This is a genomic window from Mycolicibacterium rutilum, assembly GCF_900108565.1.
Taxonomy (GTDB): domain Bacteria; phylum Actinomycetota; class Actinomycetes; order Mycobacteriales; family Mycobacteriaceae; genus Mycobacterium; species Mycobacterium rutilum.
The window spans coordinates 266,428-290,893 of the sequence record NZ_LT629971.1 but is presented as its reverse complement, the minus strand read 5'-3'; the positions used below and the strand labels follow the sequence as shown (position 1 = coordinate 290,893).

Genomic DNA, 24,466 nt, shown 5'->3' with positions numbered 1-24,466 from the left:
CCTTGATGAGTGGTGGTGAGGGTGGTCAGTCGCGGGTGAGCTGGCCGTCGATGCGGCGCCACAGCTGGTCGGGGTTGTCGTCGGTAAGAACGCTGGGCAGCAATGCCTTTGGCACGTCCTGGTAACAGACGGGACGCAGGAACCGTTCGATGGCGCGGGCGCCGACGGACGTACTGCGCGAGTCGGAGGTGGCGGGGTAGGGGCCGCCGTGGACCATGGCGTAGTTGACCTCGACGCCGGTGGGCCAGCCGTCGAACAGGATGCGGCCGGCCTTGAGTTCGAGGGTTGGCAGCAGGTCGCGGGCGGCGTCGAAATCGGACTCGTCCGCGTGCACCGTGGCGGTGAGCTGGCCCTCGATGTTGTCGACGACGGCGCGCATCTCGGCGGCGTCCTTGCAGCGGACGATGAGGCTGGAGGCGCCGAAGATTTCGTCCTGCAGTGCTTCGGACTTCAGGAAGGTGGCGGCGTCGGTGGTGAACAGCGCGGCGTGGCAGGCACATTCGGTCTCGGCGGCCTGGCCGCGGCCGACGAGCTCGGCGTGCTTGCCCAGGGCGTCCACGCCGGTGGTGTAGTTGGTCGCGATGCCGGGCGTGAGCATCGGCGTGGCCGGCGCGTCGGCGAGCGCGTCACGGGCGGCGGTGACGAAGGCGTCGAGGCCAGCGCCGTCGACGGCGATGACGAGACCGGGGTTGGTGCAGAACTGGCCCGAGCCCATGGTCAGGGATGCGACGAAGGCCTTGCCGAGATCGGCACCGCGGGTGGCGAGTGCGCCGTCGAGCAGGAAGACGGGGTTGATGGAGCTCATCTCGGCGTAGACGGGGATGGGCTCGGGGCGGCGGGCCGCAGCGGCGACGAGAGCGGTTCCGCCGGAACGGGATCCGGTGAAGCCGACGGCCTTGATGCGGGGGTCGGTGACCAGGGCGGTGCCGAGGTCGGGGCCGTCGCCGAAGAGCAGGGAGAAGGTGCCGGCGGGCAGGCCGGAGGCGGCGACGGCGTCGGTGATGGCGCGGCCGACGAGTTCGGAGGTGCCGGGGTGGGCGTCGTGGCCTTTGACGACGACGGGGCAGCCGGCGGCCAGGGCGGAGGCGGTGTCGCCGCCGGCGACGGAGAAGGCGAGCGGGAAGTTGGAGGCGCCGAAGACGGCGACGGGTCCGAGCGGGATGGAGCGCTGGCGGATGTCGGGGCGCGGCGCGGGCTGGCGGTCGGGTTGGGCCGGGTCGATGACGGCGTGGTTCCAGGAACCTTCGCGCAGGACGGCGGCGAAGAGGCGGAGCTGGCCGGTGGTGCGGCCGACCTCGCCGGTGATGCGGGCGGTCGGCAGGCCGGACTCGGCGGTGGCGCGGGCGATGATGGCGTCTTTGGCGGCCTCGATGTTGGCGGCGATGGCTTCGAGGAACTGGGCGCGGGCTTCGGCGGTGGTGGCGCGGTAGGCCGGGAAAGCCTCGGCGGCGGCGGCGCAGGCGGCGTCGACGTTCGAGGCGTCGCCGTAGTGGTAGGCGGGCTCGAGGGTCTCGCCGGTGGCGGGGTTCAAGGCGTGGATGGGGGTGCCGGTTCCGCGGACGGGCGTGCCGGCGATGAGCATCTGCCCGGTGAGGCCGGTGGTCTCGGGGATGGTGGCAGTCATGTCTTCCTAGCCGTCGAGGTCGGTTACCTGCCCACCACGCTAGGTGTGCGATCAATGCCTGTCCAAGACCGATTGAGGCATGATTAATGCTGATTCGACATCGCATTCTGTTGAAGCGATCAACGGGTGGAGCACAAACCTGAATGCGCTGAGGCGACCGAAGAGCGTGAAGCAAACGGATCGCCGGTATCTGGAAGTGCGCGATGCCAAGCGCTCAGAAGCGACGCGGCGTCTCGTTGTTCCTACGTGTAATTAGGCGGTCGATTGCCCCGATGCTCGATCACCCGATGTAGGAAGTTGGCTACTACGTTCACGCTCTGCGCGTCGACGCTTGTAGTCGCGACTCCTGGCGTTATGCTCCAGCCGACAGGCATCACACCGGCATCCTGACGCATACGCTGTCTCGGTCCCGTGTTGACTTAGCACCCGGCCTTCCGCTCGAACTCGTGCGAGGTACTCACGATGATTTGCGCTGCTCGCGGCTCTGCATGCCGCGCATCTGCAACCCAAATTGCCATAGCCGTTCACCGTTCCGTGCCGTGGATCATGCTTGGGCAAGGAGTAGGGCCAGTCCATCTCGGAATCATGTAGCGAACCCACGCGCGGTATTATGCCAGAGTGAGGCTCATCCTTCATTGCGCCGAAATGTTCGCGGTGAAATGACGGGTGATACTCCGTACCGCGACTACGATCCATCGATCGAAAGCTAGGTGTGATTCCTCGAGAGCTACGCGCTGGAGTCCCGTCGGAGACGGAAAGACATGGCGCCCGGCTCCGGTGCGCCAACCACGCTTATCAACCCGTTGCGGCTAACTTGTCGGTAGGCAGCATTATCCTTCACGTGCGAAGGAGGTGACGTGACATCGACTGACGATATCTATGAGATCGTGCGCCAGCTGGCGGCAGATAGGGAGACTTTCACACCGGACGACGTAAGGCCGCTGCTTGGCGAGGGCGTCTCTCCGCGTGCGATCGCCCCGGTGTTCAACAAAGCACGGCGCGATGGCTTGATCGAGGAAGTTGGGCGAGTCAAGTCGCAGGTCCCCGAGAGTAAAGGCCGGCTGATAGCCGTCTACAGCCGCCCTGGTTCCAGGCTTGCGTTCGCTGCCAGTTCAGACGGTGAAACGGGCCTCGTGCTGAGCGGCGTCAGCCAAGAGGTCAAGTTGCTGCGCGACTATCTCGAGGATCATGGCTACTTGTGTGGAATCGAAGAGATAGCATCCATTTTGCTCATGATGGCCGCACGACAGTGGCTTATATTGTCCGGCCCATCGGGCACTGGAAAGAGTAGCGTTGTGCGTCACCTGTGCAACGCTTTAGGTGGGGTACTACACGACATCCAAGTGAAGCCGAATTGGCTTTCCTCCGAGGACACACTCGGATATTTCTCTGAGACCTCGCAAACCTTCATACCGGGAATCTTGACATCGGCTCTCATCGCTGCACAGAGCGATACCAACCTGCACTTCATCCGGTTTGATGAGATGAACCTGGCGTCACCTGAGTACTACCTAGCCGAAGTGCTCAGCGCGGGGGAGGGGTGGCAGCGGAATGCTAACGGACACTACCGGTCTGACGTCGTCCAGCTGCCACCGGTCCCGGAAGGGATTGACTTACCTCGAATTGATCTCTCAGATCAAGTATTTCTTATCGGGACTGTGAACATTGACGAGACGACGCGCCCCCTTAGCCCAAAAGTGCTTGACCGTGCGGCAGTGTACGACCTTCACCACGTTGATCTTTCGAGCGTCCCAAGCGCAACAGCTACGGCAACGGGGCAGGCGCCATCGACGTTCGCAGCAGTGCGGGATCTCCTCTCAGACCGTCCTCGTGCGCTCAGGGACCTCACTCTCCCCGACGGCCTGGTAGCTGAGCTCGGCGATCTACTCGACGCCATCAATGTGTACTCCCGCGCACTCGGCGGCCCGATAGCGTACCGTCAGCGTGACGCGTTGCTCAATATGGTGACGCTCGCCGAGAGGCACCAACTGTCAGACGTGTTGACGAGGCCGGCCGTCGTTGACATCGGCCTTCGCTCATGCGTGGTACCTAAGTGGCAAGGTTCGACACAGTCGGCTATTGCCGCTCTGCGCGGTCTGGTCGGGTTGCTATTGGACATCGATTCCGACGCCGATGAGATCACGCCCGAGATTGCTCGATCTCGAATTCCCGACAGCCGCTTCCCGCGCACCGTTGAGAAGCTGGTATCCATGCTCGAACAGGCCTTAGCGCTCGGGTATTTCGACTCATGGTGATGAAGCGGCAGTTTCTGACAGTATCTTGGAAAGGCTACACCTTACGCGCTTTGACTAGTACGGCAAGGCCGCCATTCACGCCAACGCGCTTGGCTTTTCGCGGAGTCGACCCCGCCTCACTCTCAGTCATTGCGCACAGCCTAGAGATGGCAATCGACGCTGAAGGCTCCGCGATAGTCGCGCGACCTCTGGTGCAAGAGAACGACACAATTGACGTCTACATTGATGGTCCGCTTCCGTCTACTCTTTCCACGGCGCCTAATCGGGCTACCGTGAGAGCAGTTTTCCGGCAAGGGACTTTCCAGCACTTCACCTTGCAATATCGCGGGGCGGTTGGCGATGTTCACTGGCAGTGGTCAACACCGAACGGGCAGTTGACGATCGAACTCGAATCTTTCCCGACGAAGCTAGATTACCGAAAAGATTTTGCCGCGATTCGAGCTGACCTGGAAAGGATCGCGCCGATGCTGACGGCCTCCGTATCGGGTGCTGCCGGTGCGGGATTTGAGACTACTTCGCAGAATAGTCAGACGACGGCGCTTGAATGGATGGCGTTGGTGTGTCGCGAACTCGATGATCTCACAGAAAAGATGCAAAGATTGCTTCCGATGCTACGGCGACGCGTCGACCGCAGCATTCGGGTCCTTATGTCAGATCGGCTACGAAATGCACGGCCGATATCACGCCGCCATCAGGCGCAGAATCGGCAGAGTCGGCCCGTCCTGGTCCAGCAAGTGTGTGACTCTGAAGCCACTCCACTCAACGGACACCTGCGATGGGAAGTCGACCAGCTGCGCGGGGTTGTTCTCAGCGTTACTGCTGCAGAATGGTATCAACTTTTGAATAGCGATCTCAGCGCATATGTTGATCAGCTCTTACATCGGGTTACCGACTGGTCGAATGCCCTCGCGCATATCCCACCTGTAATGCACCTGCCAAATCTGCAGACAAACCTCCGAGATCCGTTGTATGAGGGTGCCTTTCGTCACCTCCGTGCCTTGAGGAATTCTCTTATCCCGTTGCAGGGTGCCGCGCTCGTTGGATTGAAAGATCTTCCGACGCTGTACGAGTACTGGGTTTTTCTGCGAATAGTCGAGATATTGCGTCGGCGCTATGCCAAGGTGACCTCCGTTGGCGAGCCTTTAGTGCAGCGAGTTGGTTCTCAGCTTGTGATGGTGGCAGGTCGGCGATCTCGGATTACGCTGCAGGACGACGCGGGTGAAGAAGTCAGGTGTGAGTATAACCGTGCGTTTGTTGGGCTGCCGACAACGGATCAACGGCCCGACTCCGTCATCTGGATCGATAACGTCGACCGGATGCTGATAATAGACGCGAAATACAGGATTCAAAACGACAGCGAGTATGTGGCGCGATTCGGTACGCCTGGACCGCTCGCCGCGGACATAAACGTGATACACCGTTATCGCGATGCGATTGTGCATACTCAGCCGCCGTACCGTCAGATCGCTCACGGGGGTTTGATCGCGTTCCCTGGCCGCGATTCCGCACGGTATCGCAACCACCGCTTCTTTCGGAGTTGGCACGCGGTGCGTGTTGGTGGTGTTCCAATGCTGCCGAAGAACACAGCGATGATGGAGGAAATCATCGGTTCATTTCTGGACAACCAACGCGGAGGTGCTGCATGAGATTCACCGTTGCTGACGTCTTCGCCGGATGCGGCGGACTATCGCACGGGTTCGTGCGCACGGGCCTGTTTGATGTCGTACTTGGGACTGACATAGACGAGCGTGCGCTGGACACGTTCGTACATAATCATTCCAAACACGGTTCGAATCCTGTCACCGTATCGGGCGACATCAGATCGCTTCCGCCGAGCGCACTTGCCGGAAAGCTAAATGTATTTGGCCTCGATCATCCGGGCAGCTTGGATATCCTTGTGGGTGGTCCCCCCTGTGAGGGGTTCAGTCAAAACCGCCGGCACGAGGTGATACTCCCCGGAGGGAAGCGTACGTTCACTCGCAACCCACTAGATAATGATGATGCGCGGAACGACCTCTTCCGATACTTCCTTGCGCTCGTCGACATTTTACGTCCTCGTATGGTTCTGATCGAGAATGTTCCGCAAATGGTTTCATCCCGAAAGGGCGCGACTGTCCAAGAAATCCAGCGTACGCTGGCTCTGATCGGCTACCATACTGAATGGCGCATTTTATTGGCGAGTGATTATGGCGTACCACAGATTAGAAGGCGTGCGTTTGTGGTCGCTTGGCAGGATAGTATCGACGGATTTCGATGGCCTGAGCCCACACATGGTAAAGAAAAGCCCGGAGTCAAATCGCGGCTGCGACCAATAAACACAGTCAAGGATGCTATTGCTGATCTACCTCCGGCTGCTAAGGCAGAGGCAGGTCGTGGTGGTGTGTCTCGTTATCGCAAGACACGGTCCGCCTACGCAAAGGCGATGCAGTCCAACATTGCAACCCCCATGAACCATGTGGCTAGAACGCCTGGCGAAATGGTACTGAAGCGATTGCGTGCGATGCGGCCGGGGATGATCACGTCAGATCTCCCGCCCGAGCTATTGCCAAAGTCTCACTATTATAACTGCTATGGTCGGTTGTCGTGGGACGCTCCGGCTAAGACAATTACAAAGAGCTGCAACTATCTCGGTTCAGGTTGTTTCGGGCATCCTGAAGAGGATCGCGGAATAACGATGCGCGAGGCCGCCCGCTTGCAAAGCTTCGACGATGACTTCGACTTCCTTAGTGGCTCGGAGCCGCATGTCGCCAAGATGGTAGGTAGCGCAGTGCCGCCATTGTTAGCTGCGGCATTGGCAGAACAAATCGCGAAGGCACTCGACACCTAGGGATCGACGAGTGGAGAGTTGGGCATCATCACCAGCGACGCGCAATGCTATGCGTGCGAATCGGCGGCGTGACACAAGACCGGAGCTGCGTGTGCGGCGTCGCGCTCACGCTCGAGGTCTTCGCTACCGCGTCGATTACCGGCCGCTTACGTCCGAGCGCTTCAAAGCGGACATGGTGTTCACTCGGGCGAAGGTGGCTGTGTTCATTGACGGCTGCTTCTGGCACGGATGCAACCAGCATCACCGGCCACCTAGAGCGAACTCTTCCTACTGGCGTTCGAAGATCGCGGCAAATATCGCTCGAGACAACATCGTTGATGCGCATCTCGCCGCAAGTGGCTGGGTGACTCTCAGGTTCTGGGAGCATGATGACCCGGCGGCGGTAGTCGATCGGATCGAGTTCACCGTGACGTCGCGGCGGGGTCAGGGCGATGATGGGCGGCCATCAATCGGCATGAGTTAACGCTTTTGCTAGAACCGGACTATGTCCCAAGTCGGCCGTCGGAAATTCCACGGATATCACGATGTGCAAGCTCGTAGCACTTCATGAGATGGTCGCGCTCATCGACGGCCCTCAGGTGTGCTCGCCGAAATCCTCCACGTGTGAGCAGAGGTCAGTGTAGTTGTTGGCAGGGGCCGACGGTGGCTCCTCGGCGGTGGTCGTGGTGGTCTTCGGTGCGCGGGGGTGGGGTTCATTGGATGGGCCTGTTCTGGAGCGACCCGCTCGTAGGCGGATGGGTACGTAACGGTGGAATTGGTTGATGGAGTGTGAGACTGGCTGAAGAGGAACTGGTGTCACGTCGTTGAAGTAGTTGTGCAGCAGCTTTGGCTGCTGGTCCGGGTGGGATGCGTAGCTTGCGCGCCGAGGCGGACGACCGATCATGGCGGTGGCCATGCTGTGGTGTCGAGAGCGATGACGCGGACGCTGTCGCGCACCCATGGGCCCCGAGCCCGTCGGGGAAAGGCCGTGCCGAGCGACCTCGATCCCGCTGACGGTGGCCATGTCACAGAAATCCCCGCCGACGGGATGACTGGCCAGACCTGGGCGGCGGCCAGTTCCGCGTGCACCGAGTAGCGGTTACCGCAGCAGGACGCCAGCGCCTGCCGTGAAGCGGCGCGGGTCTCGGCCACGATCACCGGTTACGGCATGGCCGGCGCGGGGTTCAGCGGCTCGGCTTCGGCGACCACATCGACCGAGGAGCGGCCGTCGGCGGTGGCTCGCAGCCCGCATGGCACCGCAAACCCCGCGCGAAGCGTACCGCAATAAGGGAAGGGAATTCACTAGTCTGACGGGCCTTGACCTCATGCGGGCTGAAGGGGAGGCACCGCGACTGATATTGGGTTTGTGCCAGGTTTAAATTTGCGCGAACCGCGTATGGCGGCGAGCATCCGTATGGTTCACGAAGGGAATAGACAGTTACAAACTAAGCGGCAGGGATACCGGCACTCACCGGCCGAATGTCGTCGTCGGTTGCAAATCGCGTCCACGACGTCTTATGGTGTGCCGACCGCTCGAACTGCCTCCTTGAAGCGGACATGCATTTCGACCAGCCAGTCCATCATGGTCGGCCACTGATCACGATCATCGATGCTCTCGAAAGACGACTCGATGTACACGCGAGTGTCGTTCTTGCCTGCCATCTCATCCCAAGTCACGGTTCCCCCGAGTGCGCGCTCAAGCTGCCCTTTCTTTGCGCGCAACGCCTCGAACCGTGCCAGATTGACGGCGGAGTCGGGATGCACAAACGCCAGCTCGAGACGCAGCGGCCCAGGTTTGAAAGCCGAGACCCACAGGGTCCGTGGCGTTTCGCCCGGGAGGGTGGCATTCGGCGCGGTTCTCGATGTACCCGCTCGAGCCCTCCAGTCGGGGTGTTCGGCTGCCACTCGATTGCGGAACTGGTGCCAGAACTCCGAGTAAAGCTGAGACCGATCGGAAGTGGGGCCAGCGGACACAAATCGTTCACCGCGATGCTGGCGGTTATCTCCAGTGAGCCACGATCGCAGTCGATCGACCTTCGCAGTCGTGTGCACCCCGATCGTCTCGGTGTCACCATTCGGGCGGCGCTTCACCGCTCTATCCAAGTCATCGTTCATCGTGTATCGAACTTCGATGACCGTGTCGCCCTTCTTGAAGACGTCAATCATATCCGTTGACTCGACATGCCATCCGCTGGCGTACGCGACATCCAGATTGTCTAGCCGAGTGGCCGTCTCATCTGCCATCGGTTGCCTCCTCAGTTCATTGGTTCCCGTACGTGACGAAACCCACCGGGCGAAATGGAGCCCGCGGACCTTGGAGTGCCGGCAGGTCTTCGTTTCGTCTCGCCCTAAGCGTGGATGTCTCCGCGCCGCGTGTACCTGCTACTGCGTCCCGACGTATGCCTACCGATTGATCGCTCGGGAAACTCTATCCCCGATTTGCCATACTTCGTCAGGATCCAGGCCGGCAACCGGCACTGCTTTCGCAGGGCCTGACTCGTCTTGGCCCAACAGCGTTGCAATCTCGGCGAATCCAGGATGACCCGAAACTTTGAAGTTACCTTTCCAGCAGCCCGAAATCATCAAGCGTCCATCTTTGATCGAGAACTTGAAGGGTGGAAACCGTCTACCGAAGGGGTAGACAAATACCGCTCCGCCCGGACGCTTACCGAAAGTCAGCCGTGCGTGCGTCCCCTGCGCAGGTTGTTGGCCGTTTGCGTCCATCAGTTGCAGAAACCCCGCAAGGAACGCTCGGTCACCCGGGTCTTCTAGGGCCGCGATGAACCGAGGGCGCGTCCACCCGCTGGGCTCAGTGGTGAAGTCTGCCTCAGGGAAACGCGTAGGTGCCGCAGGTGCTTCGATCGGCCGACCCGTCAACCAGTACCGCACCTGGGCCACCTTCGACTCCGCGTGGTTGCCGAGAGCGCCGCGGTCGCCGTCTCCGTCGTTCTTCACCGCATTTTCGATCATGTCCTCTTGGGAGTACTGAACTTGAATGCGGCTGGCGCCCTTCGTGAAAACGTCAGCCTGGATGGTGGATTCAACTTCCCAACCTGATGCGTGCGCTATGTCGACGATATCCAACCGCCCACCAGTTCCTTCTGCCACAGGTCAACCTTCCGTCATCGTTGTCGCGAATGGGCCTCGACCGGCCCGCTGGCAAACGTTGCGACAACTCTTCCGTCGTCTACACCGGTACGCTTCATTTTGAATGCCATCACGCTGCTGCCATCACCGACGTCAGTTCGTCAATTTGCTTTAACAGTTCCGTCGGCGGCAGCGTCAGGTCGAGCGCGTGGCAGTGAATCGTGACGCCGGAGTGCTGCACGGTGTGGGTACTAACCGGTTCGTTGCCCTTCGCGTACACCAGGTGACCGTGACCAAGGCCGAGAACGATGCAGTAAGCGAGCATTTGGTAGAGATCGGCGTTGGGAAACCCGTCGGGCCGCTCTGCTTTGTACTTGGCGTCGATGACCGCTGTGGCATCTCCGTTGTGATGACACAACAAATCCGGCCGCATACTGACCTGTCGTCGTTCGTCCAGATACAGCGAGGCTTGGATACGGCAGCGCCAGCCAAGGTCGTTGAACGACTCGCGCAGGGCAACCGTGACGAAATCTTCGAAGATGCGCCACATGTCGAACATGTAGCCGGTCACGGTGACTTCACCGAGGTGGTGCTCGAACGATTCGGCCGCGAGGATTATCTCGGCGAGGCGCAGGGCAGCACCGTAGCGGGCGTTGAGTCGGCTGGGCTGCCAGGTCGGGATCATGCTGCCGCGCGGCGGCACACTGACGTCGGCCAGCGTACGCCGCAGCCTGCGCAGGAGACGGCGTGCCGGCTCGCTCACACGCGGCACCATCAGCAGTCGCAAGGTTGCCATCACCAGCAGCTGGTTCTCGGCGATATCGACGGTGAAGTCGTCGTATTCGACGGCGATAGGCACCGGAAGGCCGAAGAGCCGGTTCATCTGTTCGCCAGCCAAGACTCGGCCGCGAAGAACAGGCAGCGTGTCGGATATCCTGCGGTATCCCTGCAGCAACCCCTGCTCGACGGCGCGGGTAGCTAGACGAGCGAAGGCCTCGGCGACCCCGGACAACAGTTCGTCGGCGCCGGTGAGGCCAATAGATTCCTCACGCCATATGTCGGGGTTCTGGGCATAGCCGAGGAGGAACAGCAGCCGGTTCAGATCGGTGATCTTTGGACGAACGATGAGGTGGCGGTCACCGATGGCCACGGCCCCCACTTTGCGGCCCGCCATGACCTCGTAGATACCGTCGGTAAGCGTCGGTGTCACGGTGATGATGCCCAAGTCTGTCAGTGCGCGGTATTCCGCCGAGGAAAGGGTTACCGGGATGCCCGGTGCACCCTCAGTAAGGATCAGGGGAGCTGAGGTCATCGTCGCTCGCTTCGGTGTCCACATTCGGTCCGGCACTATCTGGGGGCACTGTCGCGACGTTGAGGCTCTTGATCAGCCCGTCTAAGCCATAGCGGGACTTCACGTCGACATTACGATCGCCGTAGTGGTGTTCCTCAAGAAGGGGCAGGATATCGGTGCGCCACATCAATCTGAGCGCGGCTCCGGTCGTGTCTTTGACGATCTTGTCCCGCATGAAATAGGAGGGCCCGATCTTGAAGTCCGTGTCGGCGATGCGGGCGTTGAGTTCGTCATGCAGGTTGGCGAGCGTCACCGGGTAGCCCTTGGTGTCGAGCCAACGGCGCAGGATGCCGCTGGTTGGTTCTTCCGAAGGGTGCAGCGGCAGGAAGGCAAATCGGCGCCGGAGTGCAGCATCGACGAGCGCGATGGAGCGGTCAGCGGTGTTCATCGTGCCGATGACGAAGATGTTCTTCGGCAGCGAGAACGGTTCTGCGCTGTCGGACGAGTACATCAAATCGATTGCCTGGTCCCGATACTCGAGCAAAAAATATAGCTCGCCGAAAATCTTCGGCAGGTTGCCGCGGTTGATTTCGTCGATGATGAGGACGTACACCGCATCAGGGTTGTCGGCAGCCTTGTCGACCAGGGACCGCAGCGGGCCCGGCTTGAGTGCGAAGCCGATGTGGCCCCCGGCCACTCCTTGCGGGCGGAAGCCCTCGAAGAAGTCTTCGTAGGAGTAGGCGGGGTGGAATTGCACCAGCTTGACATTCGCTTCATCAGTGATGTGGCGGGCGAGTTTCTGGGCGATGTAGGTCTTTCCCGTTCCAGGCGGTCCGTAGAAGATGAGCTGTCGGCGGTCACGTAGCAGGTCGATGCAGTCTTGAAGCCAGTCGGTTCCGACGTGAAGTCGCTGTGCCAAGTCGTCGCTCGCATCGGGTAGATGCAATTCGCCGGCGCGTGGCTTTGCCGGCCGCCGTTCCGCCAGTGCGAGAAGCGTTTGTAGGTGTTGGCTCATATCCAACACTTCGCCCTGGGTGCCGAGCCGTGCGGCGACGTCATCCGGCAGCTCCGCCAACCGACAGGGGCGCTCGTACCATCTGACCGACCGGCGCAAGTTGGACCGCCCGTCGCTGCTGGCCACGAAGACCGGATCACCGGTGACGGTGCCGAAGTGGACCTCGCCCTGGCTCACGGTCACCACGAGGTCGCCGGGGTGCATTCGCTTCAGGAACGCGTAGAATTCGTCGAACTTCTCCAGCCGGGCCGCATACCCTGATGATCGGTAGTCCTCGTCGACGAAACCCTTGAGTTCTTCGCGGGCAATGTCGGATTCGACTGGTCGAAGTAGACTCGCCCCCAACGACAATGACTGCTTGCGGCGCCAGATCGGAACCATGTCCTGACCCTTGACGTTGGAGCCGTGCACCTTCCATGCGTGTTGGACATCCGGCGTCGGTTCCGGTTTGGGAGGAGTCGCCTTCTGCCACTTCTTTAGCCATTCGGGCGCATAAAGGTCAACGTGCCCGCCCTCGGCTTCCATCAGCGCTTCATAGATGCGGGCCAGATCGATGTCCACGTCGTCCGATGGGGCGCCGAGGTAGTCGGCAGCCAGTCCGTCACGCATGGTGGTGCGGTGCGCGTTGCTTACCACCGGCAAGTAGAAGTGGGGGAAGGCCAGATATAACAAAGCCTGCCGTTGTGCTGCTTGGCCGGTTGGCACTGCGTCGAGCTCATCGCGGAACGCTAGCGGATCGGCCAGTGCATCGTGTCGGCGTACATCGGGCAGCAACTTAAAGTGGCTCGTTACCTGTATGAGGTAGCCGATCTGCGCCCACCGATAAGACGTGAACGCCTGGCCGCCATGGAATACCCCGCCGGCAAGCAACGCTTGCTCGACGTCGGGGGGGATAGTCGCGGGCGCGCTGCTCATGTCGAGAACCGTTTGGACCTGCTTCAACTTCAGCGGGCCACCCATATTGATGATGGGAAGTACGTTAAGGATGAGCAATTCGGCGAAAAGTTGCACAACGGAGGGAGAAGTGCCGGCCAGTTGACTCTTCAACTTCTCGAAGAAGTCGCCGGCACCTAGGTCGGGTTTGTCGACATAGTTCCGCTTCAATTGTTGGAGATTGGCAGTACTCCAGATCGGCTCCCCGGGAGTCAGGAGTGAATTGTCTTCACCCAGTCCAGAGTCGATGAGCCGCCTGCCGATTGCTTCAACTTTCGGCGCAGCCGCGCGGGCAAACGTTCCGACTTCATCTTCACTCATTGTCGTATCTCCAGTTATCCTGCCTGCGTAGTCATCGGAAGGGACTCGAAGGTCAGCTTTGTGGCTTCGGCTTCGCTCACTCGGTCGTAGGTCTCCGTAAGGCGATCTGCCCGACTTTCGCGACGCCAGCATTTGTCCGCCGGTATCCGACGTTGTCTCCACGATGTAATCGACCTCATCGCGGGCGGTGCCACAAGGGTGAGATATCGCTTCCGGCTCAACGCATCCATAGCTCGACCAAACTGACCAGAGGCGGCGGTTACAGTTGCAGCCCGAGCCGCGATTGGAGGTCGCCCGACAGAGGCGTCAGGAGTCGGAACGTCACCAACATCGGCTTGGACCCCTCGTAGCTGATCGGCACAACGCGTCCCAGGTAGGTGAATGCCACGTCGTTGCCTTTCCTGCGCATCCACAGCTCAATCGATTTCCCTGTTTCCAGTGCCTGCAGAATTTCCCTGCCCTTTTTGCCTTCTGGAGCCGTCGACATCTGAGAACTCCACACGAAGATGTCGGGACCCTCGAAGTGCTCGGTGTATTGAGGACGGTCCGCCCGCTTCTCCAGCGAGACAAACAGGATCGCGTGGTTTCGCAACGAGACATGTCCTGAACGCCAGTTGCCGGGGTTGTACACCTCGCCGTACAACGGCGGCACATCCATGCTCTTGTATTGCTCACCGATCCGGGGCGCTAGCGGATTGATGTCGGTCTGATCCAGCTTCGTCAAGAGTCGGGCGACCGGCCTCATATCGGAGCGGCCCTCGATCGGAGAAACCGCCGGGTTCGTGGATTCCAGAAGATATCCACCGCCAGACCGACGCAGCACCTTCAAGGTAGCCGAAACACCGGTCTTGCCAACTGCTTCTACCAATACCGGTTGATCGACGTAATCGCGCGCCGATCCGCCAGTTATCCACTCGAATAGCAGTGGGTCGCCATGCCGGATCGGGCTCGGCCCTCCATTCATCGAGTCTCCGCGTGCGAAGCAGACGAAGTGTGCTGAGGGCGTTAACGCCTGCTCGGACCGCTTCCTGATCGGGATCTCCGTGCTGGCATGGTCACTCCATGAAGTCGGCGCGTCCGGACCGCACGCCACCGTGTAATCACCGAAGAACGGAACGTAGTCCATCTCCATCTCGGATGCGGCCGCCTTGCTTGGCCGCATCAACAGTGTGCCGTCAATCTGCTCCATCTCGACAGCGTGAGAGGTACCCGGATGTCCGGCGGACGGACCGAACCAACCCCTCAAGAGGCCGGGTAGCGCATTCCCCATCACATCTGGCCGGTTTGCAACTGCCAGAGCGCCCTTCGCAAATGAAGCTTCGTACTCGGTGCCGTCGGCCACCAATGTCTGGTGACCAACTGGGAGATCAGGATGCTGCCTGCGGTCCAACCGGACGACAGGATGCCCGTCGGCGTAAGCGAGGCGGCACAGCCAGGTTCGACTGACCGACTTGTCCTTGTGCAGCACATAACTCGCCAACCGGTACTCGATCAGCTCGGCGACCATCGGCTCGAAAACATCACCCAGCTCACCGTCCACCGCAAAGTTCGGCCGGATGCGATCACCGTCGAGCATGAACAGTTTCGTGCCCGAGCCAGCGCTGTCACCCGTACTAGTCAGGTGCGCGATTGGCCATTTAGCCCAGTACTTGCCCCATCGCTCTAACGGTGCATCTTCCAGGTCGGGGAACTCACGAATCGGAACGTCCCGAGCAAGTCGCGGATCAGCGAGAAGCAGTTCGCGTGAGGTTTCTGCATTACGAATCACTTCGGCCCCGGTGCGCAGCGCGCCGTCGTGAAGCAACGCGCGAATTGTCACGAGCTTGTAGCTCTTGGTGATGCTCTCGGTTTGGAAGGCTCGCAGCGTGTCACCGTGGGCGTCGACAACTTCAGCTTCTCGCTCACCGAGCAGATCCGCAACACGGAGAAACGCGAACCAGCTGCCGTACTTCGCACTGACTACTGCGGGATCGTGGCCGGCGCGCAATGTTTGTGCCGCGGTGGGCCGCAAGCCCTCCTCTTCCAAGTATGACCGGCAGTACTCCTCGATCGCATCACGAGCGGTCGTGCGCGCCAGCGACTTGAGCATCTCGACAACTGTCAGTGCGTAGTCCACAGAGCAACCGGGCGGAAGACCGAAGTCGTTGTCCTCCAGTGCTGTAAGCACCTGTAGGGTCGTCGGGGCCTCGTGACGCCCCAAGCTGAGTAGCGTGCGCGGCTTCAGCAGGAATGAGCGGTGATTGCCGATGAAGTCGATGACGGTGAGCGCATCTTTGCCCTCTTGAGTCCTCAAGCCACGACCCAGCTGCTGCAAGAAGACGACCGGCGACTCCGTAGGACGAAGCATCAGGACCGTGTCGATATCCGGAACGTCAAGTCCCTCGTTGAAGATGTCGACTGTGAAGATGACCTGAAGGTCGCCGCTACGAAGAGCTTGGATCGACTCGTGGCGGGGCGCGCTTGTTGAACCACTGTGAACGGAGGTGCTGCGGACACCTCGATCCCGGAAGTACTCACTCATGAAATCCGCGTGATGCTTCGTCACACAGAACGCCAATGTCCGCGATCCGCACCGTGATTGCCACTCGTCGAAAGCGGCCTGGGCGCGCTCCTGAGTTTCGACGGCCGCTTCCAACGCAGCGGGGTCGAAGCGCCCGTTGCGCCAGGGGATTGGTTCGAAGTCGATAGGGTCGGGGACGCCCCAATACTGGAACGGCACTAGTTCGTTGCGGCGAATGCCCTCGACCAAATCGCATTGGTACACCAGGTTGTCCGCACAAAGCGACAGGAGATCCGCCCCGTCCATTCGCTCGGGCGTCGCGGTGAGCCCCAGCAGGAAATCAGCGCTGAAATGGTCCAGCACCTTTCGATACGTCTCCGCGGCGGCGTGATGGAACTCGTCGACGGCAATGTAGTCGAACGCATCTGAAGCGAAGTGGTCCAGGTTTCGCGACAAGGTCTGTACCGAAGCGAAGACAAACGCCGCGTTGGGGCTCTTTTCGCCGCCGTGGTAGAGGCCCATCGTCGCGTCCGGAATGACTCGTCGGAACACATCGCGGCTCTGCTTGAGGATCTCCTCACGATGGGCGACGAAGAGGACTCGGTTCACTTCAGGCCGTGCAGCATCGAAGGCGGCGAGCCATGTCTTTCCCAAACCGGTGGCCATGGTGACCATTCCGGCGCGAAAGCCATCAGTTCTTGTCTGTGCGAGCGCCTTGAGCGCCTCCTCTTGAATGGGCCGCGGTTGAGGAGCCTCTTCCGGATGGTCAATGACTTCGACGACCTCGGGCACATAGGGCGGAGCCGGCTGGTATGACGCGATGAGTTCGTCGGTCAGAGGGATGCTGCGGACGTCGTGCCACAAGGCCAGGAACCGCTGCTTGAGCTCTTCGATGGAACCGACAAGTAGGTTCCACTCGATGCCGCCGTCGAGGCCCGACTTGCTCAAATTGCTGCTGCCCACGAACGCGGCTTCTTCACGCTCCTGAGAGGCATAGAACAGATAGGCCTTCGGGTGGAAACTGACTTCGGGATCCTGGAACACCCGCACGTTCAGCTCATCGTGATCTCCGACGAGGTCATGAAGATGTGTCAGTGCGGCGACTTCGGTGAGCCCGAGGTAGTCGGTCGTGAGGACCCGCACCCCTGCTCCACGCTGGAGAGCGTCCTCGAGTGGGTCGAGGATCAGGTTCAACCCAGACATCTTGATGAAACTGACCACGATGTCGATCCGGTCGAATCGGGTGTTTCGGAGATGTCGGATGAGCTGGGGCAACAGGAGCCGGACCTGGCCGTCAATCAGCACCGGAGCAGCCGCGCTGAGTTCAATATCGTCAGCCATGCGGGTCCGCGAGTTGTTCAGGAGCTGAGCCGTGTGGGCCCCTGCCGCCAGAAGGTTGCGGATGCCACCCTGTGGCTCTGCAACATCTCCCAAGTAGCGAGGGATCACGTGGATATGCAGATGGTCGACGGTCTGACCGGCGGCCGTGCCCGCGTTGAAGCCAACGTTGTATCCATCGGGTCGGTGCAACTGGTCGATTGTGGCGCGAACCTCGTCGACCAGTTCAAAGATGTCGGCGCGTTCTCCTGACGTCGCTTCCCACCAGTCGCCGATCTGCCGTCGGGTTACCACAAGGGCGTGTCCGACGGTCGCGGGATCGGTCTCCCATATAGCGAATGCAGACCGATTGGCGGTGATCCACTCCGCCTGCGGAATGCCGAAGAAGGGGGATTCCGGCGTGGTCATTGACAACTGTGCGCACCTACTTCTCGATCATGACTCAGGACTTTCGAGGTCAACGGCGCTTCAGAGTGCAATGTCGAGTCCCCCTGATCCCGTGTGCGGTCGCCGGTTGTTTTGCGTTACGACCGCAGAGCGCAGTATGGCGACTGGCACCGACAACGAGCGTCGCTGTCCGGGCCGGACGGTACAACAGCACTATCGCATTATGACGAGATTGGGGGATTGTGTGGGCAAACTCGTTCGAGACAGGGTTCCCGAAATGATTCGGGAGTCAGGTCGAACGCCCCACGTTGTGACGTTGTCTACGAACGCCTATCGCAGCGCCCTGCTGGACAAGCTGCACGAGGAAGCCGCGGAGCTCTCAGCTGCGCAAACAACAGAATCGGTGCTGGAGGAGGCGGCGGACGTCCTCGAAGTCCTCGCTGCGATCGCCGTCGAACACGGCGTCAGCCTCGATACCATCGGCGAGGTCGCACGAACGAAGCGTGAGAAGCGGGGAGGCTTTGCCATGCGCCTGTGGCTGGAAGCGATCGATCCAGATCCCGACGCCCGATGACGTCGACGACTACCGACGAGGGCGGTGCCGTCTCCGACGCCCGGCTAAAGAACCACGTCCTCGCCCGTGCCGACGATGACCCCGACCTCAGCGAGGAAGCTCGACTGGTCGTTCTGGCCGCCCTGGAGGGATCGGGCGATCTGTCCGAGGTGCTCGGTGACGAGACCACACGGACCGAACTCGTCGAGTCCCTCACCACACCCACCGCCACCACGGCCGAGCCGACCGGTGCCTATCTGACGTCGATCACCGTCGAGGGCTTCCGCGGCATCGGCCCCCAGGCCATACTGCCGCTGACGCCAGGTCCAGGCCTCACCGTCGTCGCCGGCCGCAACGGCTCCGGCAAATCAAGCCTGGCCGAAGGCCTTGAGCTCGCCCTCACCGGCACCAACTCGCGCTGGAAGAACAAGCCCGCGATCTGGTCGCTGGACTGGCGCAATCTGCACGCCGGTGAGACGTCCGGGATTCGCGTCGGCCTGGCCGAGGAGGGCTCCGGCACCGCGGTCATCGGTGTCGACTGGCCCTCCGGCGACGTCGCGGTCAGTGACTGCAAAACCTGGGTCCAGCGCGCCGGCATGAAGCAGGAAGACATCGCGGCGCTGGGCTGGCAGACAGCGCTGGAGATGTACCGCCCGCTGCTCAGCTACGACGAGTTGAGCGGCATCCTCGAGGGCAGCCCCAGCGCCTTCTACGACCAGCTCTACAAGCTCCTTGGCCTCGAACAGCTCAACGACGCCATCACGCTTCTCGACGTCGAGGTCAAACAGCTGCGCCAACCCGCCGCCGACCTCCGCAAGACGCGGGACGCACTCAAGCCGACCCTGGAGTCTCACGACGACCCCCGCGCCGCCACGGCGCTGGCGCAGCTCCGCAAGACCAAACCGGACCTCGACGCCGTGCGCCCGCTCATCACCGACGGCTCCGACGCGGCCGTTCCGCAGGCGTGGCTGCGCGCCGAACGGCTGTCCGCGCCCGATCCGGATGATCTCGCGCTCAAATGCGAAGCACTGCGGTCTGCTGCCGAGAGTCAACGCCAGGAAGCACAGCGGTCCGACGCGCTGGCTGCCGAGCGCGCCCAGCTGCTGGAGCGCGGCCTCGACTTTCACGAGCACTTCGGCGATCAGAAGTGCCCCGTCTGCGGACACGGAACGCTCGACGAAACGTGGGCCGTCGCCGCCCGTGCCGCCTTGGAACAGGACCAAGAGGCAGCGCAGGCCCTCACCGCCGCGCGTGCCGCGACCGCCCAGGCGCGCTCGGCGCTCATGACCGCCGTGCGGGAAGTCGCTGCGCCTCCTCCAACTGACCCGGACCTGACGACGCTCGCCGCTGCGCGTGAGGCATACGACGCCTTTGTGAAACTGCCCGCCGACGGCGAAATCGCCCTCGTCGAACACATCTCAAAACCTCTCGGCGTGCTGCGTGAGACCTACGCGACCCTCCGTCAGGAAGCCGCACAACTGATCCAGCTCCGCGCCGATGCCTGGGGACCGGTCGCGCTCGAGCTCGCCGAATGGGTTCGCAAGTCTGAACGCGCCGCCGAAGCCGCACCCAAGCTCAAGGTCGCCGACGAGGCGCTCAAGTGGCTGCAGAGAAACGCCGGCGAACTCCGCAATCAACGAATTGCCCCGCTCGCCGAGGAGGCCAAGGAGATCTGGGCGGCTCTGCGCCAGGAGAGCAACGTCGACCTCGGAGAAATCCGCCTCGAGGGTCAGAAGACCTCGCGCCGCGTGGTGTTGAAGGCCGACGTCGACGGCTCCGGTACCGACGCATTCGGGGTGATGAGTCAAGGTGAGCTGCAGGCGCTTTCGCTGGCGATCTTCATTCCTCGCGCGACGTCCCCGTCGAGCCCTTTCCGGTTCCTGGTCCTCGACGACCCGATCCAAGCCATGGACCCGTCCAAGATCGACGGGTTCCTCGAGGTGCTCGTCCGGCTCGCCCAGACCCGTCAGGTCATCGTCTTTACGCATGACGATCGACTGCCGTCGGCAATCCGCGTCTCGCGTGCTCCGGCGCGGATCGTCGAACTCACGCGGGCCGCGAACTCTGTTGTCTCGGTGACGGAGTCGACGCGTCCTGCTGACCGCTTGTTGGAGGACGCTTTCGCGATTGCTGTCGACGACGCGGTCCCGGACGACATCAAGAAGAAGGCCGTTCCAGTCTTGTGTCGCGAGGCGATTGAAACATCGGCGTGGGATGTGTTCTCGTCGCGGCTTCTGACCGCAGGCCGGTCGCGGGCTGAACTGGAGGAGGCGTGGGAGAACGCGACCACGACTCGGCTTCGAGTGGGCCTCGCCGTTGATCCAGCCGACGACAACGCATTCGAGAAGTGGCTCGCGGGTGGATCTGCGCGCCGTGCGGCGATGTCGGTGGCTACCAAGGGTGCGCACAAGGGGATCCAGGACTACACAGAGGCGGTCAGACAGACGCGGTTGGCGACCGAAGACCTCCGGAAGCTCTCGCCGTGACATCGCGCGCCGCGTTCCTCGACTACGCCGACAAGCTCCTCGATGGCCAGTTCGGTCTCGGTGCGCGTGGACCGCGAACCGCTGCGCTGCTGGCCCGCTCGGTTCTGGAGGAGTGGATCGAAGAACAGAGCGCGTCGTGGGTGTCGCCGACGCTGGGCTATCCGACCACCAGGTCCAAAATTATTGCGCTAGGCGCTGTCCGAGGTGCCGAGGGTGAGCGCACCCGGCGAGTGTGGCACCGACTCAGCCGGGCGGTTCACCACCACGCCTACGAACTTCAACCCACCGTTTCGGAGATCCGCCAGTTGGTCCGCGCGGTGCGGGAGTTGCAGCAGTGATCGGCCATGGGAACGTCATGAATCGGGGCGTATGACTTATGCAGATCGGTAGGTATCTATCGCCCAGAATTAGATGGGCGGCACACCGATGACCAGAGCTCCGACGCAACGACTCCTGACTCCGTCGAAGGTGACGGCTTGGCTGGACTGTCCGCATTACCTGACTCTCACTGCCGAGGTAGATGACGGGACGCGCCCCAAGCCGGAGATGACCTTCGGATCATTCGCAAAGCTTCTGTTGGACAAAGGCCTGACCCACGAGCAGGAATGCCTGGCCCACTACCGCCAACAAGGCAAGAGCATCCTGGAGGTACCGGGGAAAGCGGATGGCCAGACGTTCTCAGCATGGGTTGAGACGGTTGGTAACCCGTTATTCGCCAATCACGATGTCATCTACCAGATGCCTTTCGTCAACAACGGGATCCGAGGGGTCGCAGACTTCCTCGTGCGGGTGCAGGACCCTGTTACGGGCGAGATCAATTTCGAGCCGGTCGACGCCAAGCTCACGCGTATCGAAGCCAAGCCTGGGCACGTGTTGCAGCTTTGCTTCTACGCCGACGCCATCGAAGCGCTGACTGGTCGGGCGCCTGAGAAAATGCATATCTGGCTCGGTTCCGGGCAACTGGAAACCCTCCGAGTCGTCGATTTCCAGCCTTACTGGCGCCGCCTGCAAGGCCAACTCGCGTCCGCACTGACCGATGGTGCGGCGGGGACGGTTCCCGAGAAGTGTCCGCACTGCGAGTTCTGCGAGTTCCAGCCCACGTGTGAGGCCCAGTGGCGTGACGCCGATTCTTTGATCTACGTTGCGAACATTCGCAAGCCCGATATCGCTGCGTTGGTCGAAGCGGACATCTCCACGTTGACGACCCTGGCCACCGGCGAGAGTCCAGTGGTCGGTTTGCCGGCGGACCGTCTGTCCCGGCTTCGCGGACAGGCCTCCTTACAGCTGGCGGCACGCCAGCTGTCTGACAAGCGACCGCCGTTCGAACTGATCGAATCCGGTGACGAGCCCTGGGGTCATGGGTTTGAGATGCTGCCGGAACCGGATACAGGAGACGTTTTCCTCGACTTCGAGGGCCACCCCTTCTGGCGCGCCGATACAGGGTTGTTCTTCCTGTTCGGGCTTATTGAACGGAATGGCGAAGACTGCTGGAGATATCGGCATTGGTGGGCGCACGATTTGGGTGAGGAAGCGGCCGCAGTCGAGCAGCTTGTCGACTACCTCATCCAGCGGCGTGAACGGTTCCCCGGTATGCACGTCTACCACTACAACCACACTGAACGGTCCGCGTTGCAACGGCTGGCTGAAACTCACGGTATCGCAGAGCTTTTACTCGCCGAACTCATTGATACCGGAGCGTTCGTCGATCTGTTGCTAGTGGCCCGCAACAGCATCCAGGTGGGAACTGAATCCTACGGTTTGAAGCACCTCGAGCGGCTGACCGACTTCGAACGCAGCCACGAGATCGATAAAGGCGCCGGCGCGGTCCTACAGTATGAACGCTTCATGACTGAGCATGACCAGGCCGCCCTCGATGCCATTGCCGCCTACAACGAGGATGACGTCCGCGCGACCCTGGCGCTACGCGACTGGCTGGTCGACCATCGTCCTCCCGGAACGCCGTGGCGCCCTGCGGTCACCGACCCCGACCAGGATCTACCGGAGCTCGACGAAACCATCGCCAGGTTGCATGAATTTTCAATCGGGACCGACCACCACAACCTCGGCGACCTTCTGTGTTACTGGCGCGACGAGTGGTTTGCCTACCTCGCGCCCAAGAAGGCGAAGCTCGTAGCGGATCCCTCGGACCTTTTCGATGATTCCGAGGTCATCGCCAATCTGAGTCCGGTGGGGCTGATTGAAAGGACTGGAAAGCAGGGTAATTCGATCACTCCGGCCATGCGGTTCGCGTTCCCTCCCCAAGACATCGATCGATTCCCGCGTATGGGCGGGAAAATCATGATCGCCGCTCCCACCGGAGAACGGCTGTACCCGAGCATCGTCAAGCTCGATCGCAATGCGCTCACCCTTGACCTCCTGTGGGGAGAGAAACTACAACAGGCCGGCTACATTCCACGGGTGGCTGTAGTGCACGATTGGGTCGACGCGACGGTGAAATTCGAGGCGCTGCGCGCCTTTGCGATCAACTTTCTGGAGAACCGTGATCCCAGCCCGGTGACATTGGCGCTGCTGCAGCGTGCCCTGCCACGGCTTACTGATGCCACGGTGCGCGAGGCGTTCGTGGACGACCTCGACGATATGACTGATTGGGTCACCCGGCTTGATCACAGCGTGGTGGCGGTGCAGGGTCCGCCGGGTACAGGAAAGACCTACCGTGCAGCGCGATTGGTCCGCGCTCTGGTACGGGCTGGGAAGCGAATTGGAATCACCGCTGTTAGCCATCACGCGATTGCAAACTTACTCGAGGCTGCGGTCGAGGCTCTTGCGGAGTCCGGCGAAGGTGATCTGCTGCGTGCGGTCTGCAAAGATGGTGCCGGACAGAGAAATCCGTTGTACGGCGTGACGTACACAAGCGACAATGCTCGGGCCGCCCGCGACGAGTACAACGTGGTCGCGGGCACTACATGGCTGTTCTCCAACCCGGTCATGCGGGACGCACCAGTTGATGTCCTACTGGTCGACGAGGCCGGCCAACTGGCGCTGGCGGACGCGTTGGCGGCGTCGGGTTCAGCACACAATGTGGTGCTTTTCGGCGATCCGCTGCAACTACCGCAAGTCGCCCAGGGCAGCCACCCAGGCATTTCCGGATGCAGCGTGCTGGATCACATCGTGGGTGAGGCGACGCTGCTTCCCGCCGAACGGGGGGTGTTTCTAGAAGAGACGCGGCGGATGCATCCCGATGTCTGTAAGTTCATCTCGCAGCAAATCTACGAAGGCCAGCTGCACAGCCACCCCGATTGCGAGCAGCAGTCCACTGTCGCTGGAACCGGACTTCGGTGGGTGCGGGTGGACCATGTTGGTAATCGCACATCGTCAGTCGAGGAAGCCGACGCGGTCGTCGAGCAGTTGTCTTTGTTGATGGGGTCCCAGTGGACGAACCAAAAGGGGGATCTGAAGCCTCTGGCGCCAAACGACTTCATGGTCGTGGCGCCGTTCAACGATCAGGTCAACACGATCAAGGCCCGACTCGCAGAGCACTCGCATCTCACTGGTGTTCCTGTGGGTACAGTCGACAAGTTCCAGGGCCGCGAGGCTGCGGTCGTGTTCTTCAGCATGGCCACCTCCAGCGGTGAAGACCTTACCCGCGGCGTGGATTTCTTATTCTCTCGGAATCGCCTCAACGTGGCGGTGAGTCGCGCCCGCTGCCTGGCCTATCTGGTATGCACCGAAACCCTGCTCGATACGCGTGCCCGCACGGTCGAAGATATGCGCCTGATAGCGACCCTCAATGCGTTCGTCGAAGCGGCCGAGGAGAAACGAATGTTGCCGGAGGTAGAACCGGACTGAATGCCATCAACGATGCAGCCGGCCACTGTCCCGGGCAGGAACCGCTATTTTCGCGCTTCAGCC

The 24,466-nt window shown here is 61.3% G+C and carries 14 protein-coding genes; 8 read left to right on the top strand and 6 right to left on the bottom strand.

All coding sequences use genetic code 11. The features are described from left to right. Positions 1-25: 25 nt before the first annotated feature. Positions 26-1,624: an aldehyde dehydrogenase (NADP(+)) gene (locus tag BLW81_RS01350; RefSeq protein ID WP_083405630.1), complete on the bottom strand. Its 1,599-nt coding sequence runs from the start codon at positions 1,622-1,624 to the stop codon at positions 26-28. A gap of 857 nt (positions 1,625-2,481) precedes the next feature. Between BLW81_RS01350 and BLW81_RS01345 the strand changes: the two genes are divergently transcribed. The 4 genes from BLW81_RS01345 to BLW81_RS01330 all read left to right on the top strand — a co-directional run bounded on the left by BLW81_RS01345 (position 2,482) and on the right by BLW81_RS01330 (position 7,169). Further along, complete coding sequence (locus BLW81_RS01345) at positions 2,482-3,879, top strand: AAA family ATPase (protein WP_083405629.1); 1,398 nt, start codon at positions 2,482-2,484, stop codon at positions 3,877-3,879. 146 nt (positions 3,880-4,025) lie between these two features. Beyond that, positions 4,026-5,525 carry a DUF2357 domain-containing protein gene (locus BLW81_RS01340; protein WP_162277394.1) on the top strand — a complete coding sequence of 500 codons (1,500 nt, stop codon included), beginning with the start codon at positions 4,026-4,028 and terminating at the stop codon, positions 5,523-5,525. Then, on the top strand, positions 5,522-6,706 hold the full coding sequence (locus tag BLW81_RS01335) for a DNA cytosine methyltransferase (RefSeq protein ID WP_083405627.1): 1,185 nt from the start codon (positions 5,522-5,524) through the stop codon (positions 6,704-6,706). Before BLW81_RS01340 ends, BLW81_RS01335 begins: the two co-directional genes overlap by 4 nt. A gap of 10 nt (positions 6,707-6,716) precedes the next feature. Beyond that, positions 6,717-7,169, top strand: coding sequence for a very short patch repair endonuclease (locus BLW81_RS01330; RefSeq protein ID WP_083405626.1), 453 nt, complete (start codon positions 6,717-6,719; stop codon positions 7,167-7,169). A 1,031-nt stretch (positions 7,170-8,200) separates the two neighbouring features. Here the strand turns inward: BLW81_RS01330 and BLW81_RS01320 are convergent. From BLW81_RS01320 to BLW81_RS01300, 5 genes are all read right to left on the bottom strand, one after another. Further along, positions 8,201-8,929: a DUF4268 domain-containing protein gene (locus tag BLW81_RS01320; protein WP_083405625.1), complete on the bottom strand. Its 729-nt coding sequence runs from the start codon at positions 8,927-8,929 to the stop codon at positions 8,201-8,203. 159 nt (positions 8,930-9,088) lie between these two features. Beyond that, on the bottom strand, positions 9,089-9,793 hold the full coding sequence (locus tag BLW81_RS29810) for a hypothetical protein (protein ID WP_235632141.1): 705 nt from the start codon (positions 9,791-9,793) through the stop codon (positions 9,089-9,091). Positions 9,794-9,902: 109 nt separating this feature from the next. Next, on the bottom strand, positions 9,903-11,084 hold the full coding sequence (locus BLW81_RS01310; RefSeq protein ID WP_083405624.1) for an McrC family protein: 1,182 nt from the start codon (positions 11,082-11,084) through the stop codon (positions 9,903-9,905). Further along, positions 11,056-13,332, bottom strand: coding sequence for an McrB family protein (locus tag BLW81_RS01305; RefSeq protein ID WP_083405623.1), 2,277 nt, complete (start codon positions 13,330-13,332; stop codon positions 11,056-11,058). Before BLW81_RS01305 ends, BLW81_RS01310 begins: the two co-directional genes overlap by 29 nt. 259 nt (positions 13,333-13,591) lie before the next feature. Then, the gene (locus BLW81_RS01300) at positions 13,592-17,578 is read right to left on the bottom strand and encodes a DUF3427 domain-containing protein (RefSeq protein WP_083405622.1); all 3,987 of its coding nucleotides are present in this window, start codon (positions 17,576-17,578) and stop codon (positions 13,592-13,594) included. Between BLW81_RS01300 and BLW81_RS30195 the strand changes: the two genes are divergently transcribed. The 4 genes from BLW81_RS30195 to BLW81_RS01280 all read left to right on the top strand — a co-directional run bounded on the left by BLW81_RS30195 (position 17,547) and on the right by BLW81_RS01280 (position 24,403). Further along, positions 17,547-18,131: a pyrophosphohydrolase domain-containing protein gene (locus tag BLW81_RS30195; protein ID WP_322788814.1), complete on the top strand. Its 585-nt coding sequence runs from the start codon at positions 17,547-17,549 to the stop codon at positions 18,129-18,131. The two genes, BLW81_RS01300 and BLW81_RS30195, sit on opposite strands and share 32 nt — an antisense overlap. A 149-nt stretch (positions 18,132-18,280) precedes the next feature. Next, positions 18,281-20,596, top strand: a complete 2,316-nt coding sequence (locus BLW81_RS01290) for an AAA family ATPase (protein WP_235632140.1) — start codon at positions 18,281-18,283, stop codon at positions 20,594-20,596. Beyond that, positions 20,593-20,934 carry a hypothetical protein gene (locus tag BLW81_RS01285; protein ID WP_083405619.1) on the top strand — a complete coding sequence of 114 codons (342 nt, stop codon included), beginning with the start codon at positions 20,593-20,595 and terminating at the stop codon, positions 20,932-20,934. Before BLW81_RS01290 ends, BLW81_RS01285 begins: the two co-directional genes overlap by 4 nt. Positions 20,935-21,064: 130 nt before the next feature. Then, complete coding sequence (locus tag BLW81_RS01280) at positions 21,065-24,403, top strand: TM0106 family RecB-like putative nuclease (protein ID WP_235632139.1); 3,339 nt, start codon at positions 21,065-21,067, stop codon at positions 24,401-24,403. Positions 24,404-24,466 lie beyond the last annotated feature (63 nt).